Annotated in this window: 10 protein-coding genes; 7 read left to right on the forward strand and 3 right to left on the reverse strand. The window is 39.7% G+C overall.

The features are described 5' to 3' along the window. Positions 1–3: 3 nt before the first annotated feature. The 3 genes from JZY04_RS02205 to JZY04_RS02215 all read right to left on the reverse strand — a co-directional run bounded on the left by JZY04_RS02205 (position 4) and on the right by JZY04_RS02215 (position 4,661). A complete protein-coding gene (locus JZY04_RS02205) occupies positions 4–1,530 on the reverse strand; it encodes a Spi family protease inhibitor (protein ID WP_122142507.1) in 1,527 nt (508 codons plus the stop codon). A 508-nt stretch (positions 1,531–2,038) separates the two neighbouring features. Then, positions 2,039–4,198 (reverse strand): VapE domain-containing protein, encoded by a 2,160-nt coding sequence (locus tag JZY04_RS02210; protein WP_122142508.1) that lies wholly within the window; start codon positions 4,196–4,198, stop codon positions 2,039–2,041. 70 nt (positions 4,199–4,268) lie between these two features. Next, on the reverse strand, positions 4,269–4,661 hold the full coding sequence (locus JZY04_RS02215) for a hypothetical protein (RefSeq protein WP_005808201.1): 393 nt from the start codon (positions 4,659–4,661) through the stop codon (positions 4,269–4,271). Between the two features lie 731 nt (positions 4,662–5,392). On the opposite strand from JZY04_RS02215, the gene JZY04_RS02220 reads away from it, so the two are divergent. Genes JZY04_RS02220 through JZY04_RS02250 form a run of 7 tightly spaced genes read left to right on the forward strand, consistent with a single transcriptional unit; the run spans position 5,393 to position 11,861 of the window. Further along, complete coding sequence (locus JZY04_RS02220) at positions 5,393–5,932, forward strand: UpxY family transcription antiterminator (protein WP_005781154.1); 540 nt, start codon at positions 5,393–5,395, stop codon at positions 5,930–5,932. Positions 5,933–5,976: 44 nt separating this feature from the next. Further along, positions 5,977–6,462, forward strand: a complete 486-nt coding sequence (locus JZY04_RS02225) for a UpxZ family transcription anti-terminator antagonist (protein WP_122142509.1) — start codon at positions 5,977–5,979, stop codon at positions 6,460–6,462. A 51-nt stretch (positions 6,463–6,513) separates the two neighbouring features. Beyond that, complete coding sequence (locus JZY04_RS02230; RefSeq protein WP_122142510.1) at positions 6,514–7,608, forward strand: MraY family glycosyltransferase; 1,095 nt, start codon at positions 6,514–6,516, stop codon at positions 7,606–7,608. A gap of 32 nt (positions 7,609–7,640) precedes the next feature. Beyond that, positions 7,641–8,945 carry a phosphoenolpyruvate mutase gene (aepX, locus tag JZY04_RS02235; RefSeq protein WP_122142511.1) on the forward strand — a complete coding sequence of 435 codons (1,305 nt, stop codon included), beginning with the start codon at positions 7,641–7,643 and terminating at the stop codon, positions 8,943–8,945. An 8-nt stretch (positions 8,946–8,953) separates the two neighbouring features. After that, positions 8,954–10,081 (forward strand): phosphonopyruvate decarboxylase, encoded by a 1,128-nt coding sequence (gene aepY / locus JZY04_RS02240; RefSeq protein WP_122142512.1) that lies wholly within the window; start codon positions 8,954–8,956, stop codon positions 10,079–10,081. Between the two features lie 19 nt (positions 10,082–10,100). Beyond that, positions 10,101–11,186, forward strand: coding sequence for a phosphonoacetaldehyde reductase (locus JZY04_RS02245; RefSeq protein ID WP_250716546.1), 1,086 nt, complete (start codon positions 10,101–10,103; stop codon positions 11,184–11,186). A gap of 3 nt (positions 11,187–11,189) precedes the next feature. After that, positions 11,190–11,861: a LicD family protein gene (locus JZY04_RS02250; protein WP_122130347.1), complete on the forward strand. Its 672-nt coding sequence runs from the start codon at positions 11,190–11,192 to the stop codon at positions 11,859–11,861. The last annotated feature ends 2 nt before the right edge of the window (positions 11,862–11,863 follow it).

Consider the following 11,863-nt stretch of genomic DNA (forward strand, 5'->3'; position numbering starts at 1 on the left):
ACTTTATTTCGGAGTTATAATAGTATAAGCAAGATTGTGGTTGAAATTATTATTAAACCCTTCATTACCTTCATATTTTAATCCACCATCGGTTCTCTCATTAAAATAATAATAATAACCATTATGTTTATTGCCCCAGCCATAGTTTACATGACAAATTGTCACTGAATAAGGTTCATGATAGATAATGCGATTAGGATTAGTCTCTATTACTAACAATCCTTGTTCTTTCATTATATTGGTTTGTGCTGGTGTAAAGCTCTCAACAATTTCCTTCGGCGTAACAATTACCCCTCTATGTTTCATTAGAATTTCACACATTCTGTCGACAACGTAACTGTGGTAGTCGGAAGGCATTGTCTTTTGGGATCCGGTGAATATTGCAAAACATTCTTTATTTGTTGTATAAAACTTTTCTGCGATTTTTTTTCCTTCATTATTTCCTGTAAAGCCATTTAAATCACCAGCCCATATAACGCAATTATCATATTGAATATCTAAATGATCTCCTAGAATTTTTTTAATAAAATTTTTTGCATCTACATTGTGGACCATTACTCCGGGTTTAGTTAATGAAGTTCCTAAAAAAGTAATATCAACAACTTTTGGAGAACAGTTCATTGTGATCCAGCCTAGAAAACGTTCAACCTCTGGATTCATACCTTTTTCCATTCTGTCCCATAAGACTGGTTGTCCATTAGAATAGCATAAATCTTTGACACCTTTATGACTTCTTAGACCATACAAAACTTGACCAAAAGCAACTGGAGTACAACCAAATAATCTTGTACTTTGAATACTACCATCACCTGTATTTATTGTAGCGCTTCTCGTGGTATTACCATATACATCATAATAGGTTGCTCCACTTTTTTGCAAATAAATATTGGGTCTCGTAACATTTTGAGTCCATCTCGTTTTTAGAAGATAATTAGAAGATCTTCCAAACCCACGGAATAGTCCTTTCTTTAATTCTTTGATTTGAAAAAAGGTTTTATCATCTAAGCTACTACGCGTTAAGGGAAATAATGATTTGTTTAAATATAGAGAATCTGATCTTTCAATATCTATCTTATTTCTTCTTATAAATCCTTGATAGATAGATGTTGAAACAGAATCAATGCTATTAAAGTTAAACCGTCCATGATCTAAAATAGCATAAAATGGGAATGCACGTTCGTCTTTAGAAATTATAGCATATCCCTTGTCATTTTTCATATTTACAATATAAAATCTCTTATTGAACTCTTGTAACCATTCCGGAAGGAGATTTGCCCTTGTTTTAGGAAAGGTAACAATGCCTTCAACTTCTCTAGTATCTAAAGAAGCTACTCGAGTGGCTGGGCTGTTTTCCATACTATTTATAAAATACGAAACAAGATCTAGAGCATCTGCTTCGTTCATAATAAAGGTGTAATTGGAATCAAGATCTTTTTGGGTTATATCATGATCAAAATTAAGAGATTCATCGTAACACGAACAAAAAATAAATAAAAAAATAAGTGAATAAAACAGCAGATAATACTTCATAGTTTTTTCTTTATTAATGATGAATAAATAGTTTGCTAAGGTTTAATGAAGTCAATAATAATATGAATGTATAAATATTAATGAATCCTAAATAGCTTCTGAATACAAAAATACGAACTTTCATCTGGGTCGCAAATACCTAAATTTAGGTATTTGCGACCCAGATGAAAGTTGTTTTTGAAAAATACAATTATTGGATTATTCTACATTGTTCTTAAATATGTTGTTTTTAATAGAATAATACTATCTGAATATATTTAACTGAATCATTAGAATCCATTACAAGGTTTGAATTGGGAGTTGTTGTGTTGTTCATATGTCAAGCCTATAAGGATAAAATTGTTGATATGTATGTCGTTTGTAGTAGGTGTGGAGTCTAATTAAAATAGCTAATATCTTTTTGTCAATAAAACGCCAATATATGTCCTGCCCTGTAACAATATATGTTATTTCGATTACATATATTCTTACGGGGTATTTCTCTTCTATCTCCTTCTTTCCGATACTTTTAAAACGGTAACTCTTCCGTCTCCTTTCCCTTCTCCCTTTTCCTGAAGTTTTCGCTCACCTCCTGCTGGCTGAGTTCCACTACGGCATACTCCGTAATGCCATGGACGTTTACACGCTTGCCGAAGGCATCCCTTTCCAGAATCTGTACCAACACTTGTTGCGTTTGCGCGTTGGCTTGTGTCCGTCCGTATACAGATAGAGTAGCCAGTATTGCGGCGGCGGGTTTCCATTTCACCTCAAAGTCCTTTTCTCCTGCCGGACGGAAGTAAACATACAGGTTCTCTTCCAGTGGGTCTTTCATGCGGTGGCGTTCGTTTCGGGTGTTGATGTCGTCTATCTCGTTTCCTTCAAACCAATAGCGGAAACCGTCTTCTATCAGTTGCACCGCCTGTGCGTATACCCCTTTGTGGTCTACCGGAGTGCGGTAGTCGATGGTTTTTACGGGAATGACCAGGAAGCGCCGGTTTCCTCCGTAATCTCTGAGGAACTGCATGTTGTTGGTGCTGCCGATGAACGATGCCCTCCGGGGATAAAGCTGCGCCTGAGTGTCGTATACCTTCCGGATGGTGACGTTCTCCTGTCCGATGATCCGTTTGAGTTCGGCGATGTCTCCTGTCTTTACACCCTCAAACTCCTCCATGTTGATCAGCAGCCGGGTGGATAGCAGCAAGAGGTCGTCCTTGTTTGCCGGGTCTATCATTCCGTTGCGGTAATATTCTCCGAGTTCCGGGGATAGCAGGTGTCGTATCCAGGTACTTTTTCCTTTTCCCTGCGCCCCGTGCAGCACCAGGGCTTGCTGGTTGGCTTTACCCGGTTGGAGTGCCGAGGCCACCATGGCTACGATCCAGCGCCGGAATCCTTCCCTCCAGAATTCCTGATCCTCCGCTTGTATGGTGTCCGCCAGTTTCCCGATGTGGTCGGTTGTCCTGTCCCACCGCACGTTTCCTCCGAAGTAGTCGGTAAAGGGATTGAACTCCGGTGTATAGTCCGAGTCGATGACCGACTTCAGGCTGTTGAGCGGATAGACGATGCCCTGTCTGCTGATGTTCAGGAAGATGGAGTTGAGATCCTTGTTCCGCATGGCGTAGAATGATTTTCCCTCCTTCGTTTTGGACAAGTCGCACATCTCCAGTCGGTCGAGTACCGTATTTCGCCTGAAAGCGTAATTCCTGTCCAGATAGTCTATCACCTGTTCCACGGGCGGTATCTTTTTTTTCTCCTCTGCCCGTTCCGTTCTGTCCGTATATGTGTAGGCGTTCGCGATGGGGGTGTCTGTATCCATCTGTCCGTCCTCCCCTAATTTCACTGCTGCCAGACGCTTGACTTCCGCCTCTTCAAGTCCCTTTCGGAAACATTTGTTTCCCAGGGTAAAGAGGAACGAATTGCGGTTTCCCTCTGTGTATTTCATCAGCCTGCGGGTAGAGCTGAGGCATTTGTTGAATTCCATGCACGTGTAGGCGCTGACTTCCCCTGTTGGGTCCGTTGCGGGCTCTTCCTTCTGCCTTCCCCTCCGTGCAGGTTCGGGGGCTTCGATGGTGAATGTCCGTTCCGGGATGTGTGCCACCCGCCGGGGAGAGTAAAACGCCCTCGGGTCATACGAAGCGAAGACACCTCTCGACAAGTCCTTTCCGCTGGTGTCCACTTCCGTCTCCAGAAGTTTCTCGTAGTGTTTACGGGCCAGTTCGTACATTCCCGCGTGATACTGTTCCAACCGGCTGTAAGTGATTGCCGGTGTCCGGAAGAACGCGTTTCGCCACCCTTCCGCTTCGAGGCTTACCGGATAGGCGAGCACCTTGAATCCGTGTTGCTTGGCGGTGAGGAAGCAGGCGAGTGTCGCTTCGTCTGTTTCTATCAGGGCCCGTATCCGGTCCAGCTCCTTTTCGGGCAGATGGTCCAGGTCGATGGTGATGATGTCATTGTATGCGGCGATACTATGCGCCAGCCTGCATTCGTGGTAGTTTGCCGTGACGGTGAAGTAGTCCAGCTGCCGTTTTACGTTCTCCGCTTCCTTGGTTTTCCCTTCACTGATAAGCCTTCCTATTTTCTCAATCAGGGCGGCATAGCGACTGCTGCGTACCTTTTCGATTAATTCATTCAGGGAGCATCTCCCTTTTACTTTGCTGAAGCCCCTGTAAGTAGTAATACTAATGTTTTCCATTTTTCTGTTTTCTTTAAGCTCGACGTAAGTGTCTGCGGCTGTAAAATTAGGGATGATTTTATAAACCTTGTTAGACGTTTTCTTTGAAGAATGTCTTTATTTCGTCTAAGATGTTTGTTTCCAGATCTTTATCCGTTCCCTTTTTCTCCTCTTTCAGAAATTTTAGTGTGTTAAATATTTCTGTTTCAATGGATTGTACTGACATCTCCTTTGTGGGGGTTTGTTTCTGTCCGAAGTATAGCATACGGTACATGATATGTGCCAATTCACGGATTCCTTTGCGCTTTTTCGTTCCTTTTTGCAGGTAATTCAACCATAAGAAAAAGAGGATAACCAGCTCTCTGTGAGTAGTTATGTCGAGTTTTTCCGGTTTCTTTTCCAGTGTTTCTAAAATTCTCTTACTCTCGTCAGTTTTTCCGTTTGTAATTACTACATAAGGAATGTCTTCTATGTTGAGAATCATTCCTTCATTCGGTTTTTTTTGCTCATTTTGTCTAATGTGATTTATTGTTACGAAGGCAAAATTAACTGTTCTTAGTATATAATCCGTTATATACGCGTATATTGTTTACTTTTAATTGATGTTTTACCCTGTCATGAAAACAGGTTAAGTATACCTGACCTGTTTTCATGACAGGGTAAAATCAATTTAAAAAGAGAGTATTATGCGTGTACGCGTGTGTGCGATTATATAAAGGGCGTCGGTGAATAGGGGGATTTTAGTGTAAATAGAAAAGAGTATGTTTCAAAAAACGTTCGTTCAATGGAACAAAGGTAAACAGCATTTTTATTATAGCAAAATATTTTTATAAATAAATTTGTTTTCTCTTTTAATGGTACTTTTATCTATCTGTGAATCAATCAATTATTAAAACTCTTAAATTAGCTTTTCTTTTTTTGAATTTTTCTTTTTGGAGATTTTAAAATTCTGTCAAAAATGGTGTTTAAACAAACGAACGTTTTTTGAAACATCAATGACTTCTAATTCATTCGTTCATAGAACTTTATCTCTGAAATTCTTCTGTTTCTTGGAAATGGTCGATTTCAGGGTACTTACATAACATTTCATCGTTCTCCTGCTGTGATAGGGGAGAGTCTTGAGATCACATGAATGCAAGTAATACTGATATTCGCATTACATCATCTGACCGGGAGGTACTTTCGTACTCCGGTGTCCCCAAAGAATACCCTTTAGTGAAGGAATCCGACAACATCCATTGGTATGCTGTGCGAGTCACCTACAGCCGCGAACTTTCTTTGAAAACGTACCTTGACAGCGAATCCATCGAGAATTTCATCCCGATGCGCTATGAGTATATCGTGAAGAACGAACGCCGAGTGCGTAAACTGGTTCCCGCTGTTCATAATCTGGTATTCGTCCGTTCGTGCCGTGAACGTATCGACCGTATCAAAGAAGAGATGGGTGTATCCCTTCCGATCCGTTATATCATGGATCGGGAAAGCCGCCAGCCGATTGTTGTTCCGGACTCCCAGATGCGCAGCTTCATGGCGGTTGCCGGCAGTTACGAGCAGCAACTGGTTTACCTGGAGCCTTCCGCTGTAGCCTTCCGTAAAGGACAGCGTGTGCGTGTGACGGGTGGTCTTTTTGCCGGTGTCGAAGGTGAGTTCATCCGTGTGAAAAACGACCGTCGCGTGATGGTTTCCATTCAGGGAGTGATGGCCGTTGCCACCACCTACATCCATCCTTCTCTAATCGAGCCGCTCGATCTTTAAACAGTAAAATAGCAGACAGTAAATCGTAAATAGTAAATATTCCCATGAACTCTTTAGATTCTCAAATTACCGCTTTGTACACCTTGGCGCACGAACTTCTGTATCTGGGTTCCGATGGCAGCCCCATCTACAGCGACCACTTCAGCCGGTTGAACGGTGATGTACTCAGCCGTGCCAACACTTTATATCCCCATCATGGCTCCACCGACGAGGAAGAAGCCCGTTTGTGCCTTTCGCTTCTGATGGGTTATAACGCGACGATCTACAATAACGGTGACAAGGAAGTCCGCATCCAGCAGATCCTGAACCGTTGTTGGGAAGTGCTCGACCGCCTGCCCGCTTCTTTGCTGAAGGTGCAGCTTCTGACTTATTGCTATGGTGAAGTATTTGACGACGATCTCTCCCGTGAGGCACACAGCATCATCGACAGTTGGGGAGGACGTGCCCTTTCCGGCGATGAATGTGAGATTGCCGAACAACTCCGCAGCCTTGAAGAGAATCCTTATCCCAGCTGGGAAGTAGAGGAGTGAACTCTTTTCTTTTTCGACACAACACTGTATATAACCTAAATCCCCTTTGTCTTGAATATCCTTTTCATCATATTGGCTTTTGTCATCTCTGCTTCGATTGCCCGGCTTATCATTCCCCGCATCCTGCTTATTTCTTTGCGGAAGAAGCTTTTCGATATGCCGAGTGAGCGCAAGGTTCATAAACGTGCTATTCCCCGTTTGGGCGGTGTCTCTTTCTTTCCCACCATCCTGTTATCCTCTTGCGGTGTGTTCGCACTTCGCATTCTGATGGGTTATGATGTTCCTGTCCTCCGTGCGGTGTACTTGCTGCCCGAGTGCATGTTTCTGGTCTGTGGGATGACTTTGCTTTATCTGACGGGTATTGCCGATGACCTTGTCGGAGTGCGCTACCGTCAGAAATTTGTGATCCAGATCATCTGTGCCTCGTTTTTTCCCCTGGCCGGCCTTTGGATCAATAACTTCTACGGGCTTTTCGGTCTGTATGCCCTTCCTGCCTGGATAGGTATGCCTTTTACGGTTCTTCTGGTTGTCTTTATCACCAATGCCATCAATCTGATTGACGGTATCGACGGTCTTGCTTCCGGTCTGAGCAGCGTTGCCTTGCTTGTCTTCGGCTTCCTGTTCATGCAGAAAGAACTTTGGACGTACAGCATGCTCGCCTTTGCCACGTTCGGTGTGCTGGTCCCTTTCTTTTACTATAACGTGTTCGGCAGTGCGGAACGTGCCCGTAAGATTTTTATGGGTGATACGGGCAGCCTGACTTTGGGCTATGTGCTCTCTTTCCTTGCCATCAAATACAGCCAGTACAATCCGGATGTCACCCCGTATACCGAAGGTGCTTTCGTGATTGCTTTCAGTACGCTGATTGTCCCGGCATTCGACGTGATCCGTGTGGTGATGGTTCGTGTTCGTAGTGGCAAGAGCCCTTTCGAACCGGACAAGAACCATATTCATCATAAGTTCCTGGCAATGGGTTTCACACCAAGAAAGGCGATGATAACGATCTTGCTGATTTCTTGTGCATTTAGTGCGGTGAATATTCTGTTGGTTCCGGTGGTTGACAACACGGTGATGCTTTTGGCGGATATTGCTGTGTGGGTGGGACTGAATTTATGGTTTGACAGGGTAAGAGATAAAAATAGATAAATATTGAAGTGTTATAAAATTGAATATATTTTATGGAAAGAAAAAGAGTATATGTTGGGATGAGTGCTGATATTATTCATCCCGGTCATTTGAATATTATTCATGAAGCTCAAAAATTGGGGTGTGTAACTGTTGGAGTTCTAACAGATGCAGCTATTGCTAGCTATAAACGTTTACCTTATTTGAATTATGAACAGCGTTCTTTAGTTGTTCGAAATTTAAAGGGAGTTGATGAAGTGATTCCACAAACTACTTTGGACTATGTTCCTAATCTTGAACTTTTAAAACCCGATTTTGTGGTTCATGGAGATGATTGGAAAGAGGGTGTTCAGAAAGAAACGAGGCGAAGGGTTATCGAAGTTATTTCCCAATGGGGTGGTAAGGTAATAGATGTCCCTTATACTAAAGGAATTTCTTCTACTGATCTAAATCTAAAATTAAAAGAAATAGGGACAACTCCGGAAATTCGTTTAAAGAGGTTAAGACGTTTAATTGAGGCTAAACCGATAGTACGTATTTGTGAATCTCATAGTGGGTTAACAGGATTAATTATAGAAAATACTTCCGTTGAAATTAATGGTACAAAACGTGAGTTTGATGGCATGTGGTCCAGTAGTTTAACGGATTCTACTTCTAAAGGGAAGCCTGATATTGAGGCTGTTGACTTAACAACACGCTTACATGACTTAAATGATGCCTTAGAGTGTACTACAAAACCAGTTATATTCGATGGTGACACAGGAGGTAAAATAGAACATTTTGTTTTCACAGTTCGCACATTAGAACGTTTAGGTATTTCAGCTGTGATTATTGAAGATAAAATTGGACTGAAAAAGAATTCACTTTTTGGAACTGATGCTATTCAAACGCAAGATACGATTGAGGGATTTTGTGATAAGATAAAAGCTGGTAAACGTGCTCAGGTTACTAATGATTTTATGATTATTGCTCGTATTGAAAGTTATATAGCGGGCAAAGGTCTAGATGATGCTATGGAAAGGGCTTTAGCATATATTAATGCTGGTGCTGATGGCATTATGATTCATAGTAAAGATAAGTCAGGTGAAGATATTAAGCTCTTTTGTCAGTCTATTCGGGCCGTAAATAAGTCTATACCTATTGTCGTCGTTCCCACAACTTATAATCACATAACGGATGAAGAGTTAGCTTCTTGGGGGATAAATATTGTTATTTATGCCAATCATATGTTGCGTAGTGCATATCCGGCCATGCTTAATACTGCAAAATCGATTCTTTTACATGGACGTTCTTATGAAGCAAATGACTTATGTATGCCTGTGAAAGAAATTTTGGAATTAATACCTGGGACAAAATAAATTCTATTATGATTACTCCTAAATATTTTATTGATTCTCTTAAAGCAAATCAAATCGATTTCTTTACTGGAGTTCCTGATTCTTTGTTAAAAAGTATCTGTGCATATATAACTGATCATTCAGATTTGAATAATCATATAATTGCTGCGAATGAAGGTGCTGCAGTGGGACTTGCTGCTGGTTATTATTTAGCAACAGGTAGAATTCCACTTGTGTATATGCAGAATTCCGGTATAGGTAATGCAGTGAATCCTTTGGTGTCTTTGACTGATAAAGAAGTCTATAATATTCCTTTGCTACTATTAATTGGCTGGCGTGGAGAGCCTGGGCTGAAAGATGAACCTCAGCACATAAAACAAGGTAAGATAACTATTCCTTTATTAAATTCTATGGGAATTAGTAATCAGGTCTTGTCTAAAAATGAATCGGAATTAACATGCCAGTTGAAAGAAGCTTTAGCTTGTATTGAGACAAATCGTGAACCGTTTGCTTTTGTAATTCAGAAGGATACATTTGAAGATTATAGACCTCAGACATTAGAAAATAATGGATTCACATTATCTAGAGAGGAAGCAATAAAAATAGTCTCTTCTTCTATGCCGGAAAATGCTATTATTGTTTCTACTACAGGGATGATATCACGTGAATTGTTTGAATATAGAGAGTTCATGAATCAGAATCATGGGAAGGACTTTCTTACAGTTGGCTCAATGGGACATGCTTCTCAAATATCTTTAGGAATAGCTCTCCATAAATCCGGTAGAATGGTATATTGTTTTGATGGAGATGGAGCTATTTTAATGCATATGGGATCTTTGGCGATTGTAGGTTCTACAAAACCATGTAATTACGTTCATGTTGTATTTAATAATGGTGCACATGATTCGGTAGGTGGCCAACCTACCGTTGGTTTAAAAATAAATATTTCTGAAATAGCTGTAGCTTGTGGGTATAATTTGGCTTTATCTGTTTCTGATTTAGTTTCTTTAGAAAAAGCTCTTAATACGATAAGTAATTCTATAGGACCTGTTCTTTTAGAGATAAAGGTAAAAAAAGGAGCTCGTAAAGATTTGGGACGTCCGACGAGAACTCCTATTCAAAATAAAGATGCTTTCATGAATTTCTTAAATCAATAGTATGTGTCAACGAGCATATTTGGGAAAATCATCTATACTTGAATTGCCTTCCGTTTTGGAGCAATTTGTTCCTAAAAGAATATTATTGGTAAGAGGAAAAAAATCGTATGAATTATGTGGAGCCCAAGTGGCTTTATCTTCGATTTTTGTTAATTTGGAATGTCAAGTTTTAGATTTTCAGGATTTTAAGGAGAATCCTCAAAGTGAAGATTTGGATAAAGGAATCTTGCTGTTAGAAAAATATCAACCTGATTTGATTATAGCAATAGGAGGAGGTAGTGTAATAGATATGGCTAAACTGATGCGTTTTTTTTATTCTTATTCTGGTGATAAGAAAAAGAATATTTATCAAAGAAAAAAGCCTTTAATTCCTCTAATTGCTATACCAACAACAGCAGGAACGGGAAGTGAAGCTACACATTTTGCGGTTTTGTATATGGAGAAAGTGAAATATTCAGTGGCTCATAAGGATGTGTTGCCTGATATTGCTATTGTTGATCCTCAATTTACTTTTAATGTTCCTAAATACTTAAGTGCTTGTACAGGTTTTGATGCGTTGGCGCAGGCTATTGAAGCTTACTGGAATGTGAACGCTACAGGTGAATCTGATGAATATGCGATAAAAGCTGTAAAGCTGCTTTGGCCTAATTTGGAATTGGTAGTGAATGCTCCGACAGAAGATGTGCGGGAGAAGATCTCTGAAGGCGCTTATTGGGCGGGGCGTGCAATTAATATAACAAAAACTACCGCTCCTCATGCTTTTTCATATCCTTTTACTACTTATTATGGTTTGCCACATGGACATGCAGTTGCATTAACCTTTCCATTTTTTTTTCAGTTGAATCTATCTGGGATTGACTTGAAAAAAGAAGTCGATAGTATGAAATATAATTCAAAAATGGAAATTCTGATTGAAATATTGGATAATAAAAATATTGATTGGAAAAATTACTTAGCTAACATAGGTTTATTTTCCTGTAAAAGGATGAAAGATTGTAAAGTGTCTTTTCTTTTGGATAAAGTTAATATTGATCGATTAACTAACAATCCTGTAGAGTGCACAGATGAAATTAGAACTGAATTACTTAAATCATTAATAAATTGAAATATGAGAAAATTGTTGAATATACTACGAAGTAGATTAAGAAGATATCAACAGAAAAAATACGAAAAATCCTTGACGGAATCCTTGTCTGTAAATGGAATTAATATTTTTGAAAAGTTTCATTTAGCTATGGAATCAGTTCAATGCGATTATTGGTTGGCTTTTGGAACCTTATTAGGTGCTATACGCGACAATAATTTTATATCTTATGATACTGATATTGATGTAGGGGTTTCTATTGATACTGATTTTGATAAAGTAGAGAGTGCATTGCGTCAATTTGGATTTAAAAAAATGCGAAAAATAGAACTCTATACTACTGGTAATTGCCAGGAAAGAGGTTTTGAATTGACTTTTATTCAAGATAATATTTTGATAGATATTTTTGTTTTTGATAAAATTCCAGGAACTAATCGAATTTATACTCATACTTGTTTATGGGATAATGATCATTTTCAATACCTTTCAACTGTATTGAGAGTGATTACTCCTTTTACTGGAATATCTAAATATAATTTTTTAGGGATAGACGTGAATGTACCATCCAATTATGACGAGTATTTGAAGGCATATTATGGTGAGGAATATAATAAACCAGATTCTAATTGGACACCACGTATGTCACCTGCTGTTGAAGTTGTAAAAGATGCCATAGGAATTTTGATTCCATATTAGGA

The organism is Bacteroides sp. 11BF (genome assembly GCF_019633765.1).
Taxonomy (GTDB): domain Bacteria; phylum Bacteroidota; class Bacteroidia; order Bacteroidales; family Bacteroidaceae; genus Bacteroides; species Bacteroides hominis.

Excerpts from the sequence above, each read along its gene's own strand:
- JZY04_RS02205 (WP_122142507.1), bottom strand. The coding sequence starts at position 1,530 with ATGAAGTATTATCTGCTGTTTTATTCACTTATTTTTTTATTTATTTTT.
- JZY04_RS02210 (WP_122142508.1), bottom strand. The coding sequence starts at position 4,198 with ATGGAAAACATTAGTATTACTACTTACAGGGGCTTCAGCAAAGTAAAA.
- JZY04_RS02215 (WP_005808201.1), bottom strand. The coding sequence starts at position 4,661 with ATGATTCTCAACATAGAAGACATTCCTTATGTAGTAATTACAAACGGA.
- JZY04_RS02225 (WP_122142509.1), top strand. The coding sequence starts at position 5,977 with ATGAACTCTTTAGATTCTCAAATTACCGCTTTGTACACCTTGGCGCAC.
- aepX (WP_122142511.1), top strand. The coding sequence starts at position 7,641 with ATGGAAAGAAAAAGAGTATATGTTGGGATGAGTGCTGATATTATTCAT.
- aepY (WP_122142512.1), top strand. The coding sequence starts at position 8,954 with ATGATTACTCCTAAATATTTTATTGATTCTCTTAAAGCAAATCAAATC.
- JZY04_RS02250 (WP_122130347.1), top strand. The coding sequence starts at position 11,190 with ATGAGAAAATTGTTGAATATACTACGAAGTAGATTAAGAAGATATCAA.